This window comes from Ruegeria sp. YTSC230 (assembly GCF_059609665.1).
This window is the reverse complement of record NZ_JBXWMC010000009.1, coordinates 1-24530: the sequence shown is the minus strand read 5'-3', so window position 1 is coordinate 24530 and position 24530 is coordinate 1. Positions and strand designations below refer to the sequence as shown.

General features: G+C 54.0%; 22 protein-coding genes and 4 pseudogenes. 12 read left to right on the top strand and 14 right to left on the bottom strand.

Annotation, left to right across the window (positions count from 1 at the left end):
- The first annotated feature begins 3 nt into the window (after window positions 1-3).
- The 4 genes from AC2FD9_RS17375 to AC2FD9_RS17360 all read left to right on the top strand — a co-directional run bounded on the left by AC2FD9_RS17375 (window position 4) and on the right by AC2FD9_RS17360 (window position 3190).
- Window positions 4-246 (top strand): hypothetical protein, encoded by a 243-nt coding sequence (locus tag AC2FD9_RS17375; protein ID WP_496699031.1) that lies wholly within the window; start codon window positions 4-6, stop codon window positions 244-246.
- Window positions 247-270: 24 nt separating this feature from the next.
- The gene (locus AC2FD9_RS17370; RefSeq protein ID WP_282170408.1) at window positions 271-1911 is read left to right on the top strand and encodes a sulfatase-like hydrolase/transferase; all 1641 of its coding nucleotides are present in this window, start codon (window positions 271-273) and stop codon (window positions 1909-1911) included.
- Between the two features lie 65 nt (window positions 1912-1976).
- The gene (locus AC2FD9_RS17365; protein WP_496838079.1) at window positions 1977-2723 is read left to right on the top strand and encodes a hypothetical protein; all 747 of its coding nucleotides are present in this window, start codon (window positions 1977-1979) and stop codon (window positions 2721-2723) included.
- A gap of 50 nt (window positions 2724-2773) precedes the next feature.
- Window positions 2774-3190 carry a hypothetical protein gene (locus tag AC2FD9_RS17360; protein ID WP_496838077.1) on the top strand — a complete coding sequence of 139 codons (417 nt, stop codon included), beginning with the start codon at window positions 2774-2776 and terminating at the stop codon, window positions 3188-3190.
- Window positions 3191-3757: 567 nt separating this feature from the next.
- On the opposite strand, the gene AC2FD9_RS17355 is transcribed toward AC2FD9_RS17360, so the two are convergent.
- Window positions 3758-4750: an MBL fold metallo-hydrolase gene (locus AC2FD9_RS17355; protein ID WP_282170410.1), complete on the bottom strand. Its 993-nt coding sequence runs from the start codon at window positions 4748-4750 to the stop codon at window positions 3758-3760.
- Between the two features lie 121 nt (window positions 4751-4871).
- Window positions 4872-5879: a LuxR C-terminal-related transcriptional regulator gene (locus AC2FD9_RS17350; protein WP_496838076.1), complete on the bottom strand. Its 1008-nt coding sequence runs from the start codon at window positions 5877-5879 to the stop codon at window positions 4872-4874.
- A gap of 207 nt (window positions 5880-6086) precedes the next feature.
- Between AC2FD9_RS17350 and AC2FD9_RS17345 the strand changes: the two genes are divergently transcribed.
- On the top strand, window positions 6087-6257 hold the full coding sequence (locus AC2FD9_RS17345) for a hypothetical protein (protein ID WP_496838075.1): 171 nt from the start codon (window positions 6087-6089) through the stop codon (window positions 6255-6257).
- 792 nt (window positions 6258-7049) lie between these two features.
- Here AC2FD9_RS17345 and AC2FD9_RS17340 read toward each other — a convergent pair.
- The 3 genes and pseudogenes from AC2FD9_RS17340 to AC2FD9_RS17330 form a co-directional block, all read right to left on the bottom strand.
- Window positions 7050-7772: an alpha/beta hydrolase family protein gene (locus AC2FD9_RS17340; RefSeq protein WP_496838073.1), complete on the bottom strand. Its 723-nt coding sequence runs from the start codon at window positions 7770-7772 to the stop codon at window positions 7050-7052.
- A 608-nt stretch (window positions 7773-8380) separates the two neighbouring features.
- Window positions 8381-9030 (bottom strand): annotated as a pseudogene (locus AC2FD9_RS17335) (IS5 family transposase); the annotation flags it as partial.
- Between the two features lie 54 nt (window positions 9031-9084).
- Window positions 9085-9360: an autotransporter outer membrane beta-barrel domain-containing protein gene (locus AC2FD9_RS17330; protein ID WP_496756619.1), complete on the bottom strand. Its 276-nt coding sequence runs from the start codon at window positions 9358-9360 to the stop codon at window positions 9085-9087.
- Between the two features lie 1352 nt (window positions 9361-10712).
- On the opposite strand from AC2FD9_RS17330, the gene AC2FD9_RS17325 reads away from it, so the two are divergent.
- The 3 genes and pseudogenes from AC2FD9_RS17325 to AC2FD9_RS17315 form a co-directional block, all read left to right on the top strand.
- The gene (locus AC2FD9_RS17325; RefSeq protein ID WP_496756612.1) at window positions 10713-11330 is read left to right on the top strand and encodes a 3'-5' exonuclease; all 618 of its coding nucleotides are present in this window, start codon (window positions 10713-10715) and stop codon (window positions 11328-11330) included.
- 120 nt (window positions 11331-11450) lie between these two features.
- The gene (locus tag AC2FD9_RS17320) at window positions 11451-11609 is read left to right on the top strand and encodes a hypothetical protein (RefSeq protein WP_496838072.1); all 159 of its coding nucleotides are present in this window, start codon (window positions 11451-11453) and stop codon (window positions 11607-11609) included.
- Between the two features lie 413 nt (window positions 11610-12022).
- A pseudogene (locus tag AC2FD9_RS17315) lies at window positions 12023-12510 on the top strand (IS6 family transposase); the annotation flags it as partial.
- A 97-nt stretch (window positions 12511-12607) separates the two neighbouring features.
- On the opposite strand, the gene pdxR reads toward AC2FD9_RS17315, so the two are convergent.
- Complete coding sequence (gene pdxR / locus AC2FD9_RS17310; protein WP_496838071.1) at window positions 12608-14101, bottom strand: MocR-like pyridoxine biosynthesis transcription factor PdxR; 1494 nt, start codon at window positions 14099-14101, stop codon at window positions 12608-12610.
- Between the two features lie 158 nt (window positions 14102-14259).
- On the opposite strand from pdxR, the gene AC2FD9_RS17305 reads away from it, so the two are divergent.
- Together AC2FD9_RS17305 and AC2FD9_RS17300 are read left to right on the top strand one after the other, a co-directional pair.
- Window positions 14260-15843 carry an ABC transporter substrate-binding protein gene (locus tag AC2FD9_RS17305; protein ID WP_496838255.1) on the top strand — a complete coding sequence of 528 codons (1584 nt, stop codon included), beginning with the start codon at window positions 14260-14262 and terminating at the stop codon, window positions 15841-15843.
- 64 nt (window positions 15844-15907) lie between these two features.
- Window positions 15908-16837, top strand: a complete 930-nt coding sequence (locus AC2FD9_RS17300) for an endonuclease/exonuclease/phosphatase family protein (protein WP_496838070.1) — start codon at window positions 15908-15910, stop codon at window positions 16835-16837.
- A gap of 115 nt (window positions 16838-16952) precedes the next feature.
- Here the strand turns inward: AC2FD9_RS17300 and AC2FD9_RS17295 are convergent.
- The 4 genes and pseudogenes from AC2FD9_RS17295 to AC2FD9_RS17280 all read right to left on the bottom strand — a co-directional run.
- Window positions 16953-17193, bottom strand: a pseudogene (locus tag AC2FD9_RS17295) (hypothetical protein); the annotation flags it as partial.
- Window positions 17177-17311, bottom strand: coding sequence for a hypothetical protein (locus tag AC2FD9_RS17290; RefSeq protein ID WP_496838069.1), 135 nt, complete (start codon window positions 17309-17311; stop codon window positions 17177-17179). The pseudogene AC2FD9_RS17295 and the gene AC2FD9_RS17290, both read right to left, overlap by 17 nt.
- A 486-nt stretch (window positions 17312-17797) precedes the next feature.
- Window positions 17798-18532 (bottom strand): SDR family NAD(P)-dependent oxidoreductase, encoded by a 735-nt coding sequence (locus AC2FD9_RS17285; RefSeq protein ID WP_496838068.1) that lies wholly within the window; start codon window positions 18530-18532, stop codon window positions 17798-17800.
- A gap of 6 nt (window positions 18533-18538) precedes the next feature.
- On the bottom strand, window positions 18539-19069 hold the full coding sequence (locus tag AC2FD9_RS17280; protein ID WP_496756588.1) for a 2,4'-dihydroxyacetophenone dioxygenase family protein: 531 nt from the start codon (window positions 19067-19069) through the stop codon (window positions 18539-18541).
- A gap of 108 nt (window positions 19070-19177) precedes the next feature.
- Between AC2FD9_RS17280 and AC2FD9_RS17275 the strand changes: the two genes are divergently transcribed.
- Window positions 19178-19939 carry an IclR family transcriptional regulator gene (locus tag AC2FD9_RS17275; RefSeq protein ID WP_496838067.1) on the top strand — a complete coding sequence of 254 codons (762 nt, stop codon included), beginning with the start codon at window positions 19178-19180 and terminating at the stop codon, window positions 19937-19939.
- Window positions 19940-20138: 199 nt separating this feature from the next.
- Here the strand turns inward: AC2FD9_RS17275 and AC2FD9_RS17270 are convergent, their stop codons facing one another.
- Together AC2FD9_RS17270 and AC2FD9_RS17265 are read right to left on the bottom strand one after the other, a co-directional pair.
- Complete coding sequence (locus AC2FD9_RS17270; RefSeq protein ID WP_496838065.1) at window positions 20139-20774, bottom strand: glutathione S-transferase; 636 nt, start codon at window positions 20772-20774, stop codon at window positions 20139-20141.
- Window positions 20775-21722: 948 nt separating this feature from the next.
- Window positions 21723-22286, bottom strand: a pseudogene (locus tag AC2FD9_RS17265) (IS6 family transposase).
- A 481-nt stretch (window positions 22287-22767) separates the two neighbouring features.
- Between AC2FD9_RS17265 and AC2FD9_RS17260 the strand changes: the two are divergent.
- Entirely contained in the window at window positions 22768-23421 is a 654-nt protein-coding gene (locus tag AC2FD9_RS17260; protein ID WP_496698991.1) for a YrbL family protein, read from the top strand.
- Between the two features lie 131 nt (window positions 23422-23552).
- On the opposite strand, the gene AC2FD9_RS17255 is transcribed toward AC2FD9_RS17260, so the two are convergent.
- Together AC2FD9_RS17255 and AC2FD9_RS17250 are read right to left on the bottom strand one after the other, a co-directional pair.
- Window positions 23553-24158: a YrbL family protein gene (locus tag AC2FD9_RS17255; protein WP_282121617.1), complete on the bottom strand. Its 606-nt coding sequence runs from the start codon at window positions 24156-24158 to the stop codon at window positions 23553-23555.
- Between the two features lie 77 nt (window positions 24159-24235).
- On the bottom strand, window positions 24236-24530 hold a 295-nt coding region (locus AC2FD9_RS17250), incomplete at its 5' end, for a hypothetical protein (protein WP_496838063.1).

Sequence of the window (24530 nt, the reverse complement as noted above, 5' to 3'; positions counted from 1 at the left end):
AAATTGAAAGGCCTCGAACTTGATACGCTGTTTCCCGACCACCAGGCCGCAATTGCGGACTTACGGCGCGTGGACACTGTGTTCGATGAGATCTGCCAAGACTACCAGCTTCTCAGCGACGAGTATCTCTCCATGAATGCTGAGCCGGGAAGCCAATCGTATCAGATTCAATGCGACATCAGCGAGACCCTGGATGGTCTTAGGGATGAAATCGCCCAGTCCCTGCGGCGTGCAGGAAAGATGTAATTCGAAAATGGGGAAGAGATACCGATGAGATCAATATGGAAACATGCCTCTGCCATGGTGCTGATGGCTGGCGCGGGCTTCGCTCAGGATGCGCCCATCATTCATGATGGAGAATTCCACTTTCTCCGCGCGCAATTTGGCGAACAATGGGACGCTCAGGATACGGAGATCGAAGCGAAGCTTTCCGAGATCCGCGGCGCCAATGGCGGCAAACCACCTAATATTCTTTACATTCTGATTGACGATGTCAGTTTTGGTCAGATGGGCAACCGGACGATGAACTACGTCACCGGTTTCGATACGCCCAACATCAACGATTTTGCCACAGAAGGCATGTCCTTGATGAGAATGTATACCGAGCCGTCCTGCACACCGACACGAACAGCGATGTTGACCGGTCGTCACCCGGCGCGCGCGGGTGTGGAAGAGGTCAAGGTTGCTCTAGTCGGTGAAGGTCTTGCGGCTGAAGAAGTCACGATTGCCGAAATCCTGAAGGAAGAAGGGTACAACACAGCGCATGTAGGGAAATGGCATCAAGGCGATATTGAACAATCCTACCCGCACAATCAGGGGTTTGACTGGGCGGCCTTTCCCTTGCACCAGCAGGTTCAACTGAGTCTGATGACACGTGACGCAATGGTCGCCAACAACATGCTTGGCTACCATGCGTCGGGTCAGTCCAACCAGTTTCAATTGGACCAGCGGTTCAAACCCTACGGTCTGGTAACTGGCGTTGAAGGTGAAGCTGGCGGTCTTGCCCGCGAAGTCGATATGGCACCAGGCGAGGAATGGACGCAGGCGAAATACGAGGAAATGAACCAGCGCTATCAGCGTCAGGCATTGGAGCAGCTGGAGAAGCTGGCTTCGCAGGACGACCCGTTTTTCATGCAGTACTGGCCGCTCTACCCGCTGAACTTTGCCTACCCTGATGAGGCCGTTTCCCGCAATGGTGGCTTCCATGCCGACAAATTACAGGTTCTGGACGGCTGGATCGGCGAAGTTCTGGCCAAGCTCGATGAAACTGGCAAGGCAGACAGCACCGTCGTCATGGTCATGGCTGACAATGGCTTGATGTATCACTACGAGGGGACATCAGGTCTAAACCAGCTGATTTACCGTGGCGGCAAGACCCAGCACCTGGAAGGCGGCGTGCGTACAGATGCATTTATCCGGTGGCCCGGAGTAATCGAGCCGGGAAGCGCAGCTGGTGATATCGTGCATGTCTCGGATCTGTTCACTACCTTTGCCCGAATTGCAGGGGCAACCGACCGCATTCCGCGCGACCGTGTGATTGACGGGATTGACCAAACCGCGCTGCTGCTTGAGGGCGAAGGCAACTCGCGCCGAGACTACGTCTATGTGTACGAGGGGCCCGTTTTGCGCTCAGTGGTCAAACAGGAGTTTAAGATGCACCTGCCTGCCCCCGGCCAGCCGGGCGCAGCGGCACCTGTTTTCAATGTCTACCGCGACCCGCGTGAAGAACATCCCCTTGTCGGGTACTCTTTGTGGTCAGGGGCGTCCTTTCAGGACATGGTCAAGCGCCATCAAAAAACCATTGCCAAACACCCGCATCTGCCACTTGGAAAGGGTGTTCCTTACGAAGGTATCGAGAACCTTCGGCCTGAAAGCGAACTGACCAGAGAAGTCTTTTCCAGCTGGCAATAGCGAATTTGGGACGGTGGTGGCAAAGCCACCGTCTTACCAATCGCACGAAGTTTTTCAGGTACACGATGGCCAGCCACTTCATTATCCAATCAATCCTGACGTCCGGGTTGCTGATAGCGGGTTTCGCTGTCGGAGCTGAGGAAAACGCGTCAAACCCATTGGCTGCTGTCAACAACACGGACATTCGCTATCAGTATTTTGATCTTGAAGGTGGGGCAGACCGTCAGGATGTGTTCATTGATGGCGCATATATGCTGCGCCCTGATCTGAAGCTGAAATATGAGCTCCACTACAATTCGACAAATGCGACTGGCGCACGGTTCAGCGGGTTTGAAAAGACCAGTTTGAAGCTGATCTATTTCCCGTCACAGAAACCCCTGAATGACACCTGGACCGTCAAATCCGCGCTTGGGTTGGAGTGGATCCTTGATTTTGGCGACCCCGATGAAGGCATTGGCACCGGGTCGGATCAGATCGCCCCGTTTGGTGGCTTTGCCTTTGCCAACACAAACACCGGGCTGACGCTGATCCCTTTGGTCCAGCATTTCGCGTCGTACAATGGCCCGACTGATGTCAGCCAAACTGCAATGCGCCTGATTGCGCTTCAACCGTTTGGCGATGGGTATTGGGTCAAAGCAGATATCAAAGCGCCCTATGATTGGGAAAACAACGCCTGGCCTGCAACCGCTGAGTTTCAGATTGGCAAAAATCTTAGCCCCGGTATTGCCCTCTATGCAGATGTGCTGATCGGGATCGGAGCAGATCGTCCTTATAATCAAGGCGTCGGAATCGGTCTCAGATTCAACTACTAAGTTTCAGGAACCCCAAAGACAAAGCTACGTCTCACCGCATAATTTTCAGCGTGATTGCGCTTGCGACGTGCATTTTAACGCTGCCGACACTTTCCTGTGCTCAATCACTGACCGCGCCGGACCAGGACAAATCCAGCTGGGGTCATGGTGCTGCGTTCTATCTGTTCACACCCTTGCGAACCACGGGGACATCCACCGTGGCTGGTCAAGCCGCTGATCTAGATCTTGGCGACGTGCTGGACTTGCTCGATTTCGCAGCGGCCGGCCGGTATGAGGCATGGAATGGAGATTTTGGAATAATCGCCGACGCTGCCTGGCTCGATGGGTGCCGAGCTGAACGTAAACGTGCGTCAAAATGGTCTGGTGTTCTAGGTGCTTACCGTATCGTTGACGGAGCATTTGCTGCTAAAAACCAGCGGTATGCAATCGATATTCAGGCGGGACAGAGGTACAACTCCATCAGTTAGGAAACAGACATCTTCACTCCGACGCCTGGCAATCCGCCTGTATTGGGCGCCGATCAGGATTGGATAGAACCCGTAATCGGCAAGCGCGGGATGTGGCGACTGAGCCAAAACTGGCCCGGAATTGCTTCGTTGCTGGCGGAAATGACCTTCAAATCGGTGCGAGTGTTGGTTTTGATTTCCAACCCTGAGAGACAACCGCCCTCACATTTGGATGCCGCTATTTCAGCGTCGACTACAGCGACATGCTGAGTTCAGGAGAATTCGCCTATGACGCCGACCGGCACGGGCCTTACTTTAGCATCAAGTATTTCTTCTAAGGGCAGCTTTATTGCGCTCCCGGCTTCCGGCGTGCACGTAACTTTGCACTTGCAGTGAATGACGGCGAAGCAGGCTGCGACCGCAGCATTTGATTGGTCGGTGAAAGGCAGGTTTGGACCGCGAGCCTTCAATTCGACTGAAATTCGCCGAGCTATGTTATTTTCGAAAACAAATTTTGAAACTACGAGCGGCCAGCGGAAAAATTCGCTGGCCGTTCTACTGAGTTGAGCAAGGGCGCAAAGCCAGCCGTTACCCCGTCTGGGCGTGGTTGCCAAAATACATGAACTCTTTGTCCATTCCTGCAACGTCCGCCGCGTTCAGCGACAGATTGGCGCCGTCCAACATCTTGTAGCTGGGTTGGGACTTCACCCACTCATCCGCGTCCTGCAAGGTGGTCAGGGTATAGCTGGTGGTCTCGCTCAGATAATGTGTCGGAATGATAACTTTGGGGTTCAGGCGCGACACGATATCATCGCCCTGACCATAACTGAGAATGTGTTGCGATCCGTCCACCGGCAGAGTGAGGATGTCGATTTCCCCGATGGCATCCCAGAATTCCTGCGGCGGGTTGTGCCTATTGTCGCCCCAGATCAGGGTTCGCAACCCACCGGCCTCGATCACATAGACCACCATGTCCATATGGCTAACATTATTGGGCGGGCAGGCTTCAACGCCGAATTCAGCCAAGGCGTTTGTCCAATTGTACCAACCCGGAGCCTGGCACGCGTGTTTGTCGGCAAACCCCGTGATCTTGATATCGGCAAACTCAAAGTTTCCAACCATCCGGTCCAGCACCATAGTTGAGACCGGGCGGTGAATGGCATCGTGGTCAAAATGCGTGTGGGTGGACATGCAGATGTCCACTGGCACCTCGGGGAATTCATTCTTGAACCACAGCCCCCAGGCACCGGACGGGTCATCGCGCCATGGGTCGAACAACACCGTCGCCCCGCTCGGCGAGGTGAATTTCAGCGCGCAATGGCCGTAGAAGTCGATCCCCAGATCGCCATCGACAGCAGTGCCCGTGGTTTTCTGCAATTCGATAACACCATTGTTGTTCCCCGGCTGGGTCCAGTCTGTCGATTGCGCCTGAGCCGATGTGCTGGACAACAAAGACGCAGCACCGCCCACTCCTGCTGCTCCGGCGGCCATGAAAAAAGAACGTCGCGAAAGGCCTGGCGTCAGATCGTCTTTCTTGCCATTCACCAATGTCGGTTCCAGCTTTAGGTCTTCTCGTTCCATTATGTGTTTCCCTGTTGTTGCCCGGCACCCGGATTGGCACCATGGACAAAAGGGTAACAACGGTAGTCGGTCAGATGAGTGTGAGAAAACCAAGAGTAAATCATGGGGATCATCCCCATGATTATTGCAGGGACCGCAGCTTGCTACGCAGGTTCTGACCCGTTTTCCGCAAGCCCAGTTTCTTGCGTATGTTGTTGCGATGAAACTCGATTGTGCTCGGCTCACGCGACAAAACCTGAGCAATATCTTTTGTGGTCTGGCCGCGTATAATCATTTGGGCGATGTCCTGTTCGGACGGGGTCAGCTGTTCGAACACATCCCGCTTTTCGTCGGACATCGAGGCAGTGATGGATCTTAAATTCTCTTCCAGAATATCAAGATAGGCCAGCGCCGCGTCGTTTCCTATGACCCGGCTGCGCAGCTTGGCAAAAGTCGGCGCGACAACTCCTTTGATCTGTCGCATGATGTTCTGGTTATAGTCATCGCGCGACCGCTCAACGCTTTGCAGCAAAACGCGCAGGGCGATGTTTGCCTCTTCCAACTCGGCGGTGCGTTCTTCGACACGTGTTTCCAGTTGATCCAGACTTTCCTGAAGTTGTCGTTCAAGCTGAACGCGTCGGTCCGCTTCGACAAGCAGTTTAAGATCCGCTTCGATCACGCGAGCAAACTCTTTCAGCCCTTCGCGGAACATCAGAGCACGTCGGTTCAGTTTCGAGTCCAAAACGCAAATTGTCCCAAAAACAGAACCGTCCGGCCAGTAGAGCGGGAAGCCGACATAGAAACTCATACCGTGTTCCATGTCGTCATTGTCCGCCCATCGGGGATCGTACTGCGCGTCTTCCACCACCAATTCGCCCTGTTCCAGAACGCCATGGCAGTAGAGTTTGTCGTTCAATCTGAAACACAGCCCGACGTCATAAGGGTGGTCCGCAGTATCGTTCCTGACGAAGACTGAGTGTTCGGGGGTGTGGGTGCGCATCACCAGACTGGCAGGCACATCCGCCAATCTAGCGATGAGGTTAACAATTCTCTGCCAGTTATTGATCGTTTCTTTCGGAATATTCAACATTGGCTGAACAGCGCCCCCTGTACTTGCCGCCTTGGCACCACCATCACCAATCTCAAGCAACAGAACAATTAGAATAGGCCGATTGCCCTTCGATCAAGCCCCTTGGCTTCCGCAAGGCGTGCGTTTGCCGCACAGTCCGGTGTCCGCCGGTTGAATGATAGATATGTGCCGTGAACGATGGTTCGATGCCAAAAAAGAGCATAATCTGTCGCCGATCGTTTCCCTTGCCCTTGCCAAACACAAGGCAACAGAATTTCGGAGATCACCGTGGCTACTTTTTCGATCACGTGCAGCGAAAGCCTGCGATACGGGTTGCGATTGCAGCGTCAAAACAATGGGTTGGATGCCGGCTCTGGGCCGTCCTTGCAGGTGAACATAGGTTGGTATCGTACGAATACTGGGGTCGATCTAATGGTGACAAAGCTGGTCGCCGATTAAAAGCGTACTCTGTTTGGCGCCAGGCCCGACGGAGTCTGTATACCGAAGCGCGATTTCTATTAGCGTCAGCCAAAGCTCAAACACCGGACAGGAACTTACGAACAGTGAAAGTAATGAGGTTGGCTACTATCTGCTCGCTCGTGTTGATACCGACAAAATTTGTGTCCGCAGACCAGCTGGCAACAGACAGCTATGTGAAATACCTGTCGCGTAGCGACATGACTGACAATCAAAACCTATTACTGGCTGAGTGCATGGTTGCATTGCTTTCACCCGAAGCCCGAGCTGAACTCCAGTCATCAAAGTCTAAAAGAGCTGCAGAGTTGGCTTTTCTGGCAGACGGCAAAAATACGTCTCAAGGGGTCTGTATCGTTCGGGCACTCACTGAAGCGAAGTAGCAACATAATCGGGGGCTAACTGCCGCTTCAGCTTTCCAGTGGCGCAACGTGTTGAGCTGAAAGCCCACGCGGGGGCCCCGACGGTTTTGGACTTCGCCTGCAAGTCACGGTGGTTTTACCCAAAAACTGGCGCATTATTGCAGTGAGTAATTGACGGGTGACTATCAATTTGTTCGGTTGATCTGAACTGACTTTGCTTCACGTTGAGAACGTCCCGACCTGCGGCGCCAATAGGGTTTTTGGTGTCCGCACAAGATCAACGCCCATTCTGTCAAGGCTAGTACTGTTGTGTGCTCAACAGTAGCGATACCGAAGATCTGACTACCAGATCACAACACTAGCCGTGTACTAAATTCGCTTTTACTCACCCAGATTGGGAACTTGAGATATCCTGTCATTTCTCGTTCGCGATGCGCTCCAATTCATCGGCAACAGCCAATGGTGCGGTTACTATCGCCTCGTGACAGGCGGCAATTTCGGAAATGGGCCAGCCATATTGCCTCGCGCGGTCGAGCGATCCGTTTGCAGGCATATAGGGCGGATCTGATAAGTGAATATAGTGGGGGTTCAACCCTTTTCCTGCAGGCTTTTGCATGGCCAATGACGTCTTTAACGTTGCCAAAGGATGTGGGGTCAAGCGCGGCTTCAGGAAAGCGATGTCCGCCGCCTTAGTCACACCCAGAATTTCCGGGTCAACCGGGGGCAAACTAAGGCCGTTGCTGAACTGATTGGCCAGATCCTGGCGGGCCTGGGCAATTTCGGAATCCAGCAAATCGAACCAGCTCTCGCCCGGCTGCAATATTGCTGCATCAAGATAAATCACCTTTGAAATCCTTTCAGCCACCTTATCGCCGGTTCCGCAAATCGTGGCACCGCCAAAACTGTGACCGACCAGAACCAGGTCCTGGAGGTCTTCAAACAAGATATGCTGTTCGATGTCGCGCGCAAAAGTCTCCAAGGTAATCTCTGCGTTGATCAAATGTGACCGATCCCCGACACCGGTATTGGTCGGCGTGTGAACCTGATGGCCCCGTGTCCGGAGGATGTCGGCGACCCGAGACCAACACCAACCGCCATGCCAGAGGCCATGCACAAGAACAAAAATCGATTGAGGCATCCGGTCCCCGATCCTTAAATTGGCTGCAACATTGTGGCACTCTAGCTGAGCTGAACGAGGCGTCAAAAGTTTCTGCAATACCAATCAATTTTTGAGACTCGGTGACAATGAAATTTGATATTTAATTCACTAGGTATTTCTTGTTGGCAGGTTCGAAACGGCACTAGCGACGAGAGGTAGCTGACCCCAATACTCTGTCTGCTTGGTGGGTTGAGTTAAACATTGGTGATGATTGGCAAGTGCAATGCCACTGGGTGATCGCCGTCTAACAGCGCAGCCCGGCCGAGAGCTTGTCAACGCCCGAACCCTAAGTATTGATCGCTGTAGTGCGACTGGGAGAATGGGGCATTGGCCGCAGTGTCGATGAATGCTGCTATTTGTGTTGGGTCAAAAATGCTTGACGTTTGGGTCAGAATTGAAGGATGCGCTTCACTGATTTACTAAGGTTTTGGGCATCGAGTGAGATCAAATATCTGTGACGTTCCACAACTGTCAAGGGGTCGGAACGGCCAAATCCGGGAGGGACCCACGCGTGCCTCACGCGGGGTAGGAACCGGAATTTTGTCGAGAAGACGACGCGCGTTCCGCGCGGCGCTGGCCCCTTGACCGGCGCGGAGGATCTCGTTCCGGAGCCTGGCCGCCGGGCAGTCCTCTTTCCAAAGACGCCCGTTTTTGCGGATCGGGATGATTGCGGTGGCCTGTCGTTCGATGATGGCTGCGTAGCATCGTCGGGTGTCATATGCGCCATCGGCAGTCACCGTGCCGATCTGCTGGTCTTCCGGGACTTGGTTGATCAGGTCCGGCAGGACCGGGCTACCGCTGTCGCGGCTCGAAGTGAATTCAGCCGCGCGGATGTCTGACGTCCCCTTTGCCCATAGCCAGATGCACTTTGCGCCGCTGGTGCGGCGTTACGCGCCATGCTTGGGCGTTTGCCATTCGCCATTGCCGAGGAACGTCATCCCCCTGCTGTCGACCAAGAGGTTCAAGGGGCCGTCGGCATGGGATCCGAACGGTGAGTGTCTTTTGCCTGCGGCAGAGGGTCGAATAGTCTAGCTCCAGCCAATCCAGCCCTGCCAACTCCAGCAGGCTGGCAACCACACCTGCAGTCTGCCGCAGAGGCAACTTGAACAGCTTTCGGGCCGCGCCAGCCAGGTCATCCCCGATCAATCCAAATCAACAACGAGGCACGCATTCTCGGAGCAGCATTGTAGTTGGCCCAGTTCTTCGTGCGATGGCGAGTGGGAGTCGGCTTCGGCATTCCGCCCTCCTAATCACATGGATTCACATTGTGAATTCTCCTTAGTCGAGTTCTTCAACAACGCCGTTCAGCAGCATGAACAGGCGTGCCAATCTCAATGGAAATCTCATACCCGCTGTCATCGGCATCCACGGCGGCCTCACCGTTCGGGCTTATCTGGCTGTCGAAATACCCATCGCGCAGCTGACCGTCGATATAAAACTGACTGTCCGCAACCAAAAGTGCACTGAGGGTAGCATCGTAGCCGACGGCCGAGATATCGGCGCTGGCCAAGCGGTTACCGACACCTGATGACAGATGGTCGATGCCAAATTCCAGCCCGCCGAACACCTGTCCGCCTGCAACCTCTCCCTTAGGGAAACTGTGTCATATCGACGTTCATCGCTGTTTGTCAAAACACTGCGATCACTGACATTTTTTGTACCAGCGTGGTTATGTGCTTGCGAAACTGCGGAGCGAACGTCCTGTGCTTATCCGCGCTGGTCATGGCCTTGAAACGGACCGGCCATGGACATTCCAGCACACATAGCAATAGCGAATGCAGTGACAAATGCAATCATTACGTTTCTCATCATTTCGCACCTTCCAGCTAAGCGTGTTCATTTCGCTGTGTGTGCAATAAACATGGTATTCTGCGGCTCAGATTTATTGCGCGGGCACGTCAAGGTTTTGAGAAAAGACATCAAGTTTCCGCCCGTCGGCGGCACCTCCCGCAGTACGGCAGCCTTTGTCCGGTGAAATTTGACTTCGCTACGGCCCTCCGCGAAACTGAATAGGTGGAAATCGACAAAGCTCGAACAGCCGACATTTGGGCAAAAAGCAGCATCAGGCACAAAGGGCTCCTTACGGACCTCGGTGCCATCGCGGCAAAGCCCTCTGCCTCGCTAAAAACTGACACGAGGACGGCCCAAACCTGCCGCTGCGCTGCTGCTTCCTCAAAGCAGTCCTTCGGAACCCTTGTCTTTTGCCTCCTCTTCATAACGCTTACGTTCTGCATCCGCCGCGTTACGCCACTCTGCACGAAGTAGGTCCATTCGCCGAGGAATGCTGTCATTGAGGACCTCCGCCTTAATGATCCGTTCTGTCCGAAAGTACCGAAAGCCTTCTCGCATCTCGCATCTCGCATCTCGCACCATGCAGCGATGATGCGGCTGGTGTCCCGATAACCCAGCAGTATGGGCCAGATCACACGACGGGTCTGTTGGCTTGAGTGCTCCAAATATTTAAGGGCTATCTTTTGGCGGCGCCAAATAGCCAGGCGAAAGGCCGCGGCTCCCAGTACTTCATCCGGCTGAAGAAACGACGTCCGGTACTTGTCAGGTGCGACAGTTTCCAGCTTGGTGATCAGCTTCTCTGCCGCCCAACATCAAGCAGGGAAATTTACTGAAGCCGCCATTCGTGTGTCTGCAACGAATCGGCGCTTGGTCCGCAGAGTGCTAGTAGACCACCTCCAGATATAGCGCTCAGGTCGAAAATTCGGTTTGACGGACGCACCACGGCATTTGCGCTGCTCGCTGAACGGCAGGTATGGGCCGTGAGTGAAGCGTCGTATAGGCAGACTAAACTCCTTGCGCGCTAGAACGGCTTGCCAAGACCCATTCGACCTGCAAAAACTAAGATGTTCAGTTGTCTAACTGGCAGCGAAAGCTGAGGAAATCCGACAGATTCAGAGCGTTCAAACGGTGGACACATTTAACAAATTTGGACATCTTAGTACGCCGCCTGCCGGACCTTTTCGATTTATTGCGTTGGACGTCGAAACGGCGAGCAATTCTATCGGTAGCATATGCCAGATTGGGCTTTGTTTTGTTAGCGACACTGGTTCCATGCAAACCTATTCTGTACTGATTGACCCCGAGGGACCATTCGAGGTTTTCAATACTGAGCTTCACGGGATTTCTGCCGAAACCGTGATTGGGGCTGGAACATTCCCAACGGTTTACGCATCCTTGTTTGAAGTCCTGAACACCCACAATCTTGTGCAACACAGTACGTTTGATGAAAAGGCGATGACGGCTGCTTGTACCCGGTATGGGCTGCCAATGATCTCGTCGCATTGGACGAATAGCGTGTCGATTGCCCGTCGGGCATGGCCGTCCTTGAAGGGCGCCGGCGGGCACGGGTTGGCAAATCTTAAGAAATACCTCGGCCTTGAGTTTCATCACCATGATGCAGGTGAAGACGCCCGTGCTTCGGCTTCTGTGATCTTAAAAGCAGAGGAGGCTTTGGGGACGCCGTTGTCTTACCTCAGGACAAACCGCCAGTTGAACTTCCAATTCGGAAATCCATCCGAGAGATAAGCGGCCAAGGTCTTCTAGGTCCTGCTGAACGGCGAACCAACCGTGCGATGTTATGCAGTGTCCGAAGTCCGGCTCTGCTGAAGCAGTCATCCCAATTTTTGCAGTGTTCGAATGTCTAGAATGGGTCAAGTCGTTTTGACCATTGAGCGTGGTTTCATCACCAGTTTCCTGCAACACAACAAAACAATTGCGAGTTACGAGCAGGTAGGATTGCGCATGATAGCAAGCTGGTTTTCTCACTTATTTTTAGCCACCCACACGTTTGGTTTTATGGTGTAAAAACTCGTCGCGCCTGGGCACGCACTGCTTAAGACGTAACCTAGGCGCGACTCAAATCCATTCAATTGTTTTTTTACCTAACTATTTTTGCGACCGTACCCAGATGCATCTTGGCTAAGTTGGAAGCTGTCGAGCAGGGGAAGAAATGCTGCCAACGACGCGCTATGTGAAGAGTGGAGGCGTGCATGTCGCCAATCAGTTTTTTGGTGATGGGTCAAAGAGCTGTGTTTTTGTTCCCGGATTTATCTCTCAAATCGAAAACTATTGGGACTAACCCAGATGTGCCTGGTGGTTAGAAGGCGTTGCCAGGTTGTAAAAATGGGTTTGCGGTTGTAGCGCGATGCCATGTTGGATCAGTCTGATCTGTCCCGCCTCAGGGGTTTCCGTTTCCCGCGTTCGGTCATCGGCTACGTCCGGCGGACAAATGGCACCTCGTCGAAGTCGTAGTGCCTATCAATGGTCGAAAACATTGGCTGTGGCGCACGGTCGATGGCAACGGCGACGCACTTGATATCCTTGTTCAGCCGTGTCGCAACAAGGCCGCCGCGATGCGCTTATTCAGGAAGCCGTTCAAGACCTGGGGCAACCGCGCGTGACCATCACGGATAAACTACGTTCCTACCGCGCCGCTATGGCAGCCTCAGCCCCGGAGACTGATCAACGCCAGCAAAAAGGATTGAACAATCGCGTTGAGGCTTTGCACGGACATAAGAGGCGGTGACAGAAGGTTATGGGCCAGTTCAAGTCACCCTCTCAGGCGCAACCGTTCTTGTCGGTCTACGATCAAACCGCCGCCCTATTCCGACCCAAACGCAACCGTCTTTCAGCCTGTTCTTATCGCCATTCACGAGCGGTTGCCGTCAATCTGTGGACTCAGTACAGCGGCCAACAGGCCGCCTAAACCATCTCGGCATGGCAACTTTCAGTCGAATGAAAACAACCTGACAATGCCCAAGTCCCAAAAAGGTAATACTTTGTTCAGGTGAAAGTCTGCTTCCTCAAATTTTGTTATTGTTGAAGTCAGAGAGGCATGAACAAAGACCCGCAACCGCAGCCGGAATGTCATCCTCATGGGTGCAGCCAAAACCCAATAATAACCCATTCAAGTCCTGCCGCTGCATGCAATAATATGAGAGCGCATAGGCCGCCACGCCGTGCGCATCCAACGCATCCAGCATTTCCGTATCCGGCAGGCAGGCAGGCAGGTCTGCAATCACTCTCAGCCCGCTAGTGTTCTTGTGCAAGGTCACAGGCGGGTTGGCAATGCGAGCAAAGCTGTCAATCATCGCCTTGCGGCGACGTGTATAGGCACTGTGCATGCGTCGGATATGAGTGTTCAGATGTCCCTGCTCAATAAACTCTGCCAACACCGCCTGCAGCCAGGTGTTGGGGCCGCGGTCAGTGACGGCGCTGAGCGCCATCAGCGGTCTGGCCAGCGCCCGGGGTGCAATGATGAAGCCAAGCCGCAGCGACGGGAAGAGCGCGTTGTTGAAGCTGGAGACGTAGATGGTACGCGCATGGTGGTCGTCGCAGTAGATCGCCGGGTCCGGGCGCCCGCCGAACATAAACTCATTGTCCAGATCGTCCTCGATGAGCCAGGCATCATTGCGGCGGGTCCAGTCCATCCAATCTAGCCGCTGGGCTATCGGCATCACGGCGCCCAGAGGATACTGGCAGGAGGGAGTCAGATAGGCCAAACGTGCCCCATCAGAATCCGCGCCGTCAGTCGGAACGGCGGCACCGGTTTCCGTCACCGGGACAGGCACGATCGCTCCGCCTTGAGCCAGAAAGCTAGCCCGTACCACCGGGCTGGATGGATCCTCCATCAACACTTTGTCGCCAGGGTTTAGCAGCAGAGCAGCAATCAGATTCAGCGATTGCTGGGAGCCGGTAGTGACAATGACCTGACTTGGGCTGCATTTCAGGCCGCGCCGGTTTAGTACGTAATCACAGATTGCCTCACGTAGGGGCGCAAAGCCGCCGGGCTGGCCATAGGCCATCATCGTACTGTCCAGCCGGTTGCGGATTCGGTTTTCGATCCGGCCCCAGATCTTGTGCGGGAACAGATCTATGGCAGGAATGTTGGCCAGGAAGGGGCGCACCATGACCGGATCGAAGTAAGATGAATCCAGCCCCTCTGTTACCGCCTGGCCGCGCTTCGATAACCTTGGTGGAAGGGTGGTTTCCGGCACGTTCCTGACGCCGGGGTTTAGGCCTGGAAACTCCGGGTTGACGAAAGTTCCGGAACCGGTTTGGCTTTGCAGGTAACCCTCGCTGGTCAATTGCTCAAATGCGGCGACAAGGGTGCTGCGGGCAATTCCGTGGTGTTCTCTTAGCCAGCGGGTTGAGGGCAGTTTCTGCCCGGGTTTGATTTCCCCGTTCTGGATCATCCGGCGCAGGTGCTGAACCAGTTGCAGATAGAGCGGTGTGCCAGCCTCGCGATCCAGTTTCAAAAATGGCAGCGGCGCAAAATGCTTCGTTTGCCCTGGCACGTGCGAACTCCAAATTGGTTTGCAACATTTAATCTAAATGGACGTAGTAAATAAAGCCACTTTCTGCCAACAAATCTGTGAATGCCCTGACTTGGGCACATGAACAACAAGAAGGCTGTATGGCCCTGCTGGGGCCGGTGCAGCCAGCAGGGGAAAACATGTCTGACATCATCAATCACTATGTGAAACAGGCGGCCAAAGGTTTCATAAGCCGCCGAGAATTCATCGGCCGCCTTGGCGCGCTGGGTGTGGCCGCTGCCAGCGCTAACAGCCTTCTGGCCTCTGCAGTGCGCGCCGAAGGTCCGAAAAAGGGTGGTTTGATCCGTGCGGGCCTGCAAGGCGGCGCCAGCACCGATAGCCTGGATCCGGCGCTGTCAGCCAGTTCCGTCACTGCCAATGTGCTCACGGCCTTTGGCGATTTGTTAGTTGAAGTCAGCCCTCAGGGTGAGATTGTTCCCCGCTTGGCGGAATCGGTTGAGGCGTCCGATGACGCAAAGACCTGGACCTTCAAGATTCGCAAGGGTGTGGAATTTCACAACGGCAAAACGTTGACGCCGGACGACGTACTTAAGACCATGCAGCGCCACTCAAACGAAGAGGCACAATCTGGTGCGCTGGGTATCATGCGTGGCATCGAGTCGATGAAGGTGGATGGCGATTATTTTAGCGTTTCCCTGGATACACCAAATGCAGACCTTCCATACCTGATGGCGGACTACCACCTGGTGGTTCAGCCGGATGGTGGTATGGCGCTCCCGGCTGCAGGCATTGGCAGCGGGCCCTACACGGTCGAGGTCAACGAAGCCGGCACCCGCTACGCATTCAAAAAATTCGCCAATTATTGGGACGAGGGCCGAGGCCACGCCGATGAGATTGAGATCCTGGTGTTGAACGATGACACCGCCCGCGCGGCAGCGCTGCAGAGCGGTCAGGTCCATTTCATCAACCGGGTGTCGCCCAAGATCGCCAAGTTGCTGGGTCGCGCGCCTGGCCTGCGGATCGAAACCATATCGGGCCGCGGCCATTATGTCTTTGTCATGCACACCGACACGCCGCCGTTTGCCAACAACGACCTACGAATGGCGCTGAAACTGGCGGTCGATCGGCAGGAGATGGTCGACAAGGTGCTGCGCGGTTTTGGCAGCGTAGGCAATGACATGCCGATCAACGCTGCTTATCCGCTGTTTTCCGGCGATATCGAGCAGCGCAGCTTTGATCCGGATCAAGCCCGCCATTACTACCAAAAATCCGGTCACGATGGACCGATTGTGCTGAAAGTGTCGGACGCTGCATTCCCCAGCGCGGTGGATGCCGCAGCGCTGTATCAGCAAAGTGCGGCCAAGGGAGGTATCCCGCTGGAGATCCAGCGCGTGCCTAGCGATGGCTACTGGTCCGAAGTCTGGAACAAAGAGCCATTCTGCGCGTCCTATTGGGCAGGCCGTCCGGTGCAGGATCAGATGTACTCCACTGCCTATAAATCGGATGCCGACTGGAACGACACTCGCTTCAAGCGCGAAGACTTCGACGCACTGCTGTTGCAGGCCAAGGCAGAGCTTGATCCGATCAAGCGCACATCGCTCTACCACGAGATGGGTCTGATGGTGCGCGACGAAGGCGGCGCTATTATCCCGATGTTCAATGATTTTATCGATGGGGTCAGCGAACAGATCGGCGGTTGGGAAGGCGATCCGGGTGGTGGCACCATGTTCGACGGCGCACTGGTCAAGACTTGGCTGCTGTAATCAAAGCTCCGGAAAACAGCGGTGGGCGGCCCCAAAACAACCCGTCGCTGTATTGAGCAGTTCCATGAAATTGGTAACCTACAATATCCGCTACACTCTGGGTATGGACGGGGTTTATGATTCCGCTCGTATCGCCGATGAGGTGCGCGGCGCCGACATCATCGCCTTGCAAGAGGTCGAGCGCAACTGGCGTCGCAGTGGCATGGAAGACCAGCCGACACAATTGGCGGGTTTCCTGCCCGACTACCATTGGAGCTATTTTCCGGCGTTCGACATGGACGCCAGCAGCTTCGGCACAGACGGCCGCGTTGAAAACCGCCGTCGCCAATTCGGCGTGATGTTGCTGTCTAAATACCGTATCCTGGAGGTGCGCCGCCACCTGTTACCCAAGATTGCTACCGCTTGCAGCCTTGGGATGGAGACTGGCGCGCTGGAATGTATCCTGGACACCCCGGGCGGTCCGCTGCGGGTCTATTCTCTGCATTTATCGTCTGCGTCCCGGCGAGAAAAGTTGCTACAGGTGCAATATCTGATTTCCCTGCATCAGGGTGCGCAGGCTCGTGGGGGATCTTGGACCGGATCGGCACCGAAGCATGACCCTATCGAGTTGGCAAATTTTCACGCCATGGATTGGTCTCAGGGTGAACATGAGCCGAAAGCCCCCAATAGTACAATTGTGCTGGGCGATTTCAATTTAGTTCCTGACAGTCCGGAATACACTGCTTTGACCGGCGAACCTGACATAGCGACCGGTCACAACCTACACTGGGACAGCCTTGCGGACAGCTGGGTCGTTGCAAAGAATAGATCCGATGGCGACGGATTTACGTGGTGGCCCGACCCGCCTGATCGCGCACCTGCACAGCCTTTGCGGCTGGACTATTGTTTGATCACTCCCGATTTGGTCCATTCAGTAGAGAGGGCCTGGGTGGATTGCAGCGCAACTGGTTCCGATCACCGCCCTTATTGGGTCGATCTGCGCATTGAATGTTAGCATTTTCCGCTAACTTTCTGATGGATTCCATATCCAAAACTTGCCAGATGAGATCCCTGCTGGCTTGTGTCGCAAAGTTTTCGATAGACCAGCGTCGATGTTATGGCAGGCGAAGTCATCCTGTAATCCCAGCAGACATCCGAAAGCTCGAGTTCGTTGCGCTAGAGAATTGCTGTTCCCGGATCATGTTGACGACTTGGATCCCAACAAGCGTGGCCGTATCGAATTTGAACGACTTAAACCCACACTTGTGCCGAACCCACCGCTGAAGCAAAGGCCTTGAACCCTAACATCGGTCGAGTGTGTCTCTTGATGAGGCGATAGTCCTGTTCCACGATGTTATTTAGATACTTCCGCCTGACCATCGCGATAGAAATCGCGTGCCTCGGCGTGACGGGCGTAGCGGGTGTACAGCCTTTCTTTCAGCATGTCATCCAGCGCGACGTCCAGCGCGTGAACGACCGCCACGGGCATGGATGTCAGGCTTGGATGCCAATTTCTTGAGGCGTCGTATTGATCCCGCCATCGGATTACATCCGTGAAGCCGTCGCGCGGAGACTGTTTCGCTTTGATCAGGTTCCAGGCTTCATCTCAAACGGCGATCAACCCGACCCCCGGTACAGAGCCCAAGCCTTTCTGCGAGGCGGCCGTCATCACCGACACCCCCCCAGCCATCCAAATGCGCGGGATATGTGCAAAGTGCGCTGACACTTTCGACCATAATAGGAACGCCCGCCTCTGAGGCGATTTTGGCGAGGGCATCGACCGGTTGCTACAATCCGGTCGAAGTTTCAAAATGGGTAAAACAGAGGAGGTCGTATTTCTGCTGTGACAACGCTGCACGCACGTAGGCCTATGAAAAATCGGGAACAACATACAGGCCCTGGGGGCCATGCTGTGCCGCCACCACAGTTGCAGCCACTTCCACGGGGCCAGGCGTAAAATCCCGAACGTGCGCCATCAGTAGGTCGCTCTTCCACCTGAGAGATCAAAGACTGCGCCGGTGTTGAATGTGCAATCTTCGGAACTTAGCCACATCACCATGCGCGCTGCTTCTTCAACCCAGCCGAGGCGTTTCATGGGGGATTTGTCGATCATGATTTGCACGAAATCTGGCGTCATCTGATCCAGGATCGCCGTTTTGATGGCGGCGGGTGCGATGCAATTGACGCGAATATCAGTCTGCGCCAGTTCCTTAGCAATCGACTTGGTGAAACCGATGACGCCTGCCTTGGACGCCGAATAGGCCGAGGCGTTAGGGGTGCCTTCTTTGCCTGCAAGCGAGGCCATGTTGACGATCCGACCAAAGCCAGCCTCTTGCATCACGGGAACGATGGCTTGAGCCAAGTAAAAAGTCCCGATCAGGTTGACCTCAATTACGCGGGCCCAGACCGCCGGATCGTTTTCCACGACCGGAAGTGTTGGGCCGGCGAAACCCGCATTGTGAGACAGAAAATCTATGCCACCGAAGGCTTTTCTGGTCTCTGCAACTGCTGAGGCAATCTGGTCTGGTTGGCTGATATCCACTTTGCAAGCGATAGCACCCGCGGGGACGTCATTTGGTCCTGAAAGATCCCAGATCGCCACGTTGGCGCCGGCAGCCGCATAGTGGCTTGCGATTTCGGCTCCGATCCCGGCTGCCCCGCCGGTGATAACGGCGGTACGGCCTGCGAAGTCATAGGTTACATTGCTCATGATGTCTTACCGGATAAAATTTTTCACGTAGTCAGCGCCAAGGCCAACCTCTTCGAAATGCGCACGGCACATATCGATCTTAGTGAACACATCCTCATAGCCCAGGTGATTTCCGTCGGGATCGCAGTAGTACATCACCCCGTTGACCTGAAAATAGGTGATCATTTCCTGGACATCATCGGGCACAACAAGTGTGTGGGTCTCTCCGGGCGGCTCGAATACATAGCTGCCTTCTTCGGCAAACCAATCATGCTCAAGATAGTGCCAGCGCCCCTTCAGCACGAAACCATGCACCGGGCAGGCATGGCGGTGGCGCGACAAAACACCGGACTTGGTGACTTTCAGCAGGTTCATCCAGTAGCCTTGCGAGACATTCAGGCAGAGCGGGCGAAAAAACACGTGCTCAGCCTGTTGCACCCACATGCGCGGATCATCTTCGGCCAGCGCGTCAGGGATCACAATCTCGGGCAAGGCATCCTGCGGCATCGGATGCTTGTATGGCACGCGAGGATTTTCGTCAGTTTCGGTCAGTGGCATTTCGGCTCCTACCCATTGCGATCAGTTTTGCAATTCCACAATATGGACACAATGATCAACATATGGAATATACACCGTCAAGAAGCCCCGTCAATCGGAGAGGTAGGAATGGCAAAACAGGTCCAGGGAACCCAAAGCTTTGCGCGCAGCATAGGGCTGTTGCAGCATATTTGCGACCGCAGAAACCCGCCAACTCTGGCCGAACTTCTGGATGAATGCGCCTTTACGCGCCCAACGCTGTACCGCCTACTAAATGGCTTGGAGTCTGAAGGGCTGATCGTGCAGTTAAAGGACAAAAGCTACAAACCCGGCCCGCGCCTGACCAATCTTGCCCGTTCTGCGCTAGCCAAGTCTGACATTCGTGACAGGGCGCGGGATGCCTTGGGTCGCGTCCGGGATCAGACGGGCGAAACCGTACATCTTGCCGTGCCAAGCGGTGACGGGCTTGTTTATATCGACAAGATCGAAAGCCTTGAGACGGTGCGCATGAACTCGACCATAGGAACGTTTGTCCCGCTTCACTCCAGCGGAGTCGGCAAAGCCTACCTTTCGGCTTTGCCTGAAGAAAAGCTGGCCGCTTTCCTGGAAAATGCGACTCTGGAATCGATCACCCCGTTCACAACCACGGATCCAATCCAATTGCGCGCGCAGATCAATCAATGCCGCGCGCAGGGGTTCGTTTTTGACAATCAGGAGAACGAAACCGGCATTGCATGTTTTGGAGCGCCCATCCTGGATGAAAATGCCCAGCCTATTGCTGCGGTCAGCGTATCCGTGCCGTTGTTTCGGTTGAAAGACGAAACGTCTCGATACTCAAGCGCCTTACTGGACTGCGTTCGAGAGTTGTCCGACGGTGAGTTTCAAAGCTGAATCTAAATCTTGCACCCAAGATTTCACCAACGGGGCCAATAGCAGCACTGCGATAAACAGCTGTTTGGTTTCGCAATCTTTGAGTTTGACAGCCCTCTGATCTTGTCGGTGTAGCGAATGGCGGCAAAGCGGGGTGCACCTGCAGCATCTCGGTTGGCTGCTGGATGTCGGCTGTGGGTCGAGATACGACGTGTTCGACTTAGCCTTTGAACCAAATCGGAGAGTCGCCCTCTGACCAAGTTGCGTATTTACTCATCACAAGCAAAAATATCTCACTGTCCAGGAATTGATCCAGCCACGCTGTTAGATTCGGCCACTCCTGAACGTCAAACCATGCCCGATCTATATGCGCAAACTGGCGCACAAACGGTAGAAGCGCCAGGTCGGCAAGGGTGGGGCGATCTCCGAAAAGCCAGGCCTTCCCGACTAACCGCTCGTCGAGGCTGAGCAAGTAGCTTGCCGCTTTCCTGCGTTCCTCATTGGCGTCTAAATCCGGATACCGTGTGGTGTATTTTGTGTGATCTAAAGCCGCCTTGAATGGACCATCATTTACCGTAATCAGACCCCAACCTTCTTGAGGCATGTCTAAAAGCCGCTGCGGATCATTTTGTTGGAGCGCCCAAACCATGATTTCCAGACTTTCATCTATAACTTTGTCTGGAAGTCGAAGCGTGGGCACTGTTCCGGATGGGGATGTTTTTAAGAAGGCCTCTGGCTTGTCCCGTAAGAGAATTTCGCGCAGCTCGACTGTAACTCGTGAACTCGCCAATGCGAGGCGGGCCCTTATCGCGTACGGGCAGCGACGGAATGTCCATAAGATAGGGTGGTGAGCCATATGAGGATCTATCTCCAATCTACCAGCTTGGTCAAACCTCACATCGTTTCCCAATAGGTACTCCTGCTTAAACGCAATCATATTGTGAATTGGATGTCATGTGACACTAAATGCCGTGATCCAGTGATTTTATAATTGGGAACAAGTCAACGCATCTAACCGCTGACTGTGTCATGCCTTTGGCGTGGTAAAATTCGCGCGGGGCGCGCGGCTCACCGTGACTCTAATCGTTGCGATAGCAGACCGCCTTGCGGTCTGCGGCGCTTGTTTTCCCGGGCGCCAGGGAGTCAAATCTCTCGTATCTGAACCGGTCCAGGGCAAGGCGCGAAGAGAGAGCCGCACCGTTGGTCCGGCTCCAATTTCTCATTTCAATTCGCCTCAAGCAGAAACCATGAAAATCCTGGTTCCTCCCGCGCGCAGAGTGCGTGCCCCTCCCAAATTCCCCCAATTTCAGTCTGACGCCCAGTCCTCAGATCAGAAACGGGTCTTTTCCATCGGCCCCGCTCCTTTCCAGGGAAAAAACGCGCAAAAGGTGCCGGTTTCGATGTCTCACGGCCAATGGGCGTTCGGGCGAAACCCACACCTTTGGTCCATTGGACCACACTCAAACGATGGCGGACAAGCCGGGTGCATATCGGCCAACGTATCGTCGAAGGAGGGCTTTATCATGAATGCACAAATCGCAGAAACCACCATGTCACAAACGCAGATTAGCGCCCAGCCTGTGGAACAGAATGATGGATTCCGCAAGCGTGAACCTGCAGGTAGCAGCGGTCATTGGGTCTTTACCACGGCAATCGATAACGAAGGGCCAGAGTCTTTAAGGCCAGTCTTGAGGCCGTCCAAGCATATGACGGGTTGACCGAGGACAATGATCCTTATGGCACCCATGAAAGGTTCTGTTGCGAAGTTTCTTACAGCTCGGAGAAATGCATCCGACCTGCGGTGTCAGGCCGCCAGTTCTTCGACCTGTTGAAAGGGGCAAAGTCCAGGTGTGAATTGGCCTTTTCGGATCATGTGCGCGACTTCGATGTCTGCCAGAGTGGCTGAAGCTGAAGCAAAGGACTTGAAGACGAGCATCGGGCGGGTTCGTCCTTTGATAAATCGATCATTCTGTTCCACAATGCCATTCAAACATTTCCGCCTGAGCATCTCAATTAGCATCGGGCATCCAAAGCCCTTTAGCATCTTGTTTATGGCCTTGATGCCAGCTGTTTTAGCTCCGCTTTTGTCAACGACTCGAAAGAGATAAACGCACGCGCCTTTCACCTTGATGTAAGCCTCGTCCATCCGCCAGGAGTGGTTAAACGGTCCCTTACTTCTGCGCGCTAGTTCGGCGATGGCACCAGCGTGTTTTGTCACCTAGCGGTTCAGCGTCGTATGACCTACTGCAACGCCACGCTCGGCCATGATTTCTTCAAGATCACGGCAGGACACGCCATATCTGACATAATAGAACACAGCAAAGAGGATCACATCCTTGGGATATTGCGCGCCTTTGAAAGAGAGTATGAACTGACTTTCGACTAGCTGGGATCGAAAGCCATCCACGCTCTAAAGCTAAGCGCGTCAACAGCCAAAAGTTTGCAATAGAGCCCTACCCGCCGGTGCTGGCTTATGAATACGAAGTGATAGCCGAAACCTCCTCGAAACGGAAAATTACGGGTGCGCAAGGGTCGAAAGATCTGAAAACTCAGGACACCGCACCGGTATTTCCAAGTTGTTTGTCATCGCTTGCAAAGAGTGTCGGATGGTACAGTCAGGTGGTCAGCGTTTGGACTTGACCCTTCCTGAGATCGGGCGCATCCGCTGGGGCATAGCGACGGATACTGCGGCGACCCCATAGGTTCCCGGCAACAATCAAGATGGTGACCGTCCCTGTGCAGCTTGAACTCCAAGCATCATGATCGCAATTGTCTCCGGCGTTTAACCTAACAATATCAATGGTCAAAAAACAACTTGCGCTGGTTCGGAATCAACTTAAACAGAAAATATGAAATGCCAACAAAATCCCACTCTGCTTGAACTAGGAAACAACCCTGTTATCGCGAAGGGAAACAGGCAATTCGTATATGAACACCCATTTGACAAGGGGTTGCTGTTAAAGGTTCCGCAACCTCACACGATGGATGCAGGTTCGAGGCTTGTAACCGACAAGTGGTATGACCGACTGTTTCGCAGAGCTACCGCTTTTAAGGGTTTCATGCGTGAGTTTGATGAAGCCTTTTTTCTGATGATCCGCCATCAGGAAAGTCCGGAAGTGATGCCCGTTTGCAGGGTGTTTGGCACCGCACCGACAGACAAAGGTTTGGCGCTTGTCTATGAACGCATTTCTGATCCGGATGGACAGCTTTCCCCAAGTCTGGGTCAGTTGATTGCCAAAGATCGTCTCACCCCTCAGCATTTGAGCGATCTCAATAGTCACTTCGACCAACTGTCAGATGAACGCGTCATCATAAGCAACAAGAACACTGGCAATCTTGTCTATCAAACATGGCCCGACGGATCCGGGCGATGGGTTTGGATTGACAGCTTTGGGTCTAAACAAGTCATTCCTCTGCGAAGATGGGTTCGTAGTTACAATGACCGTAAGCTCGGCCAGGTTCGAAAAAAGTTCTTTGAATTGATAGACGCGGCAAAGAGCTAGTCGTCTGACAAGCCCTGTTGATTAGGTCCAACAGGTCCTTGTTTGGTTAGGCCGGGAAGGCGCCTATTTAGCTGGTGGCTTATGCAGCGAAGCCAAATCGACGCCGGTTGATTGCCGTAGAGCGGGTGTCATTAGCCTAGACCAAATGCCTGGCCCATGCGCGTCCGGCGACGCTCGATGGACTTGCGGAATGCTAAATCAGAAACCAGCGTCAGCGGAAACAGCACTCTTTCGCCCAAGCCATCGATAACGACCAGTTTTCCATTGCGCTCTTGCGCCCGTACAATGTTTTCAAAACTCAGGTCGCCCACGATAATCCGGCCACGTTCAAGGTCGTCCATGAGTTCCATGAATTCGCTGTGCAGCTGTTTGCGCTCTGATATGTCATCGCCCAATGCGGCCCGTTCCGATTCCAGCGTTGGCGCCAAATCGCCATCAGGACCGGTCATCTTTTCGACCACCAGCGCTGGTCCTTGAGATGTTGGAGCATACCCCATAAAATCCGCAAGGCGTTCAATCTCGGGGCAGCCTCGTGTCAACGCGGCTAAGTATTCGTTTGCTTCCCGGTTCCACTGACGGAGGTTGCCATAGCGCCTCTCGGCATATCGAGGAATTACGTGGTTACGCACCGGTTCATCCACCCGGACTTTCAACAGCGCGCGCTCAATAAACGGATGCTGATAAATTTCGTAGTTGCGGCTTCTTCGCAATGGCCGAATTTTACTTAAGTCTATCATGTTGTTTTGCCGATCCTAATAAAGAAGATTACCGATTACAGCCATCCTCTCAAACCAAGGTCTCCAATTAGTCCTTTTCATGTTTGAGGACAACCAGATGCCGAAACCAGACATTTAGTATCGGCATCTTGCGGAACGTATCGATAGTGAAGCGGTACTGTTCTTAAGCCCAGTTTGTGCAGATGTTTAACGCGCCTCCGTACCCCATCATTCTGCCCTAAAAGCCCGAGCATCAGCATTTGTTGATAAGGGTGAAGCCAATATGACAACGCCATGTCCACTGTTAATTCACTGCAGCGTTGATTGGTGTTGTTATGAGTGATGGAGTGATTTGGCTGATTGTTCTGCCCCATTTTGTGACGGGGTTTTCTG

Excerpts from the sequence above, each read along its gene's own strand:
- AC2FD9_RS17370 (WP_282170408.1), top strand. The coding sequence starts at position 271 with ATGAGATCAATATGGAAACATGCCTCTGCCATGGTGCTGATGGCTGGC.
- AC2FD9_RS17365 (WP_496838079.1), top strand. The coding sequence starts at position 1,977 with ATGGCCAGCCACTTCATTATCCAATCAATCCTGACGTCCGGGTTGCTG.
- AC2FD9_RS17355 (WP_282170410.1), bottom strand. The coding sequence starts at position 4,750 with ATGGAACGAGAAGACCTAAAGCTGGAACCGACATTGGTGAATGGCAAG.
- AC2FD9_RS17340 (WP_496838073.1), bottom strand. The coding sequence starts at position 7,772 with ATGCCTCAATCGATTTTTGTTCTTGTGCATGGCCTCTGGCATGGCGGT.
- AC2FD9_RS17320 (WP_496838072.1), top strand. The coding sequence starts at position 11,451 with ATGGGTCAAGTCGTTTTGACCATTGAGCGTGGTTTCATCACCAGTTTC.
- AC2FD9_RS17305 (WP_496838255.1), top strand. The coding sequence starts at position 14,260 with ATGTCTGACATCATCAATCACTATGTGAAACAGGCGGCCAAAGGTTTC.
- AC2FD9_RS17300 (WP_496838070.1), top strand. The coding sequence starts at position 15,908 with ATGAAATTGGTAACCTACAATATCCGCTACACTCTGGGTATGGACGGG.
- AC2FD9_RS17290 (WP_496838069.1), bottom strand. The coding sequence starts at position 17,311 with ATGCCCGTGGCGGTCGTTCACGCGCTGGACGTCGCGCTGGATGACATG.
- AC2FD9_RS17285 (WP_496838068.1), bottom strand. The coding sequence starts at position 18,532 with ATGAGCAATGTAACCTATGACTTCGCAGGCCGTACCGCCGTTATCACC.
- AC2FD9_RS17280 (WP_496756588.1), bottom strand. The coding sequence starts at position 19,069 with ATGCCACTGACCGAAACTGACGAAAATCCTCGCGTGCCATACAAGCAT.
- AC2FD9_RS17275 (WP_496838067.1), top strand. The coding sequence starts at position 19,178 with ATGGCAAAACAGGTCCAGGGAACCCAAAGCTTTGCGCGCAGCATAGGG.
- AC2FD9_RS17270 (WP_496838065.1), bottom strand. The coding sequence starts at position 20,774 with ATGGCTCACCACCCTATCTTATGGACATTCCGTCGCTGCCCGTACGCG.
- AC2FD9_RS17260 (WP_496698991.1), top strand. The coding sequence starts at position 22,768 with ATGAAATGCCAACAAAATCCCACTCTGCTTGAACTAGGAAACAACCCT.
- AC2FD9_RS17255 (WP_282121617.1), bottom strand. The coding sequence starts at position 24,158 with ATGATAGACTTAAGTAAAATTCGGCCATTGCGAAGAAGCCGCAACTAC.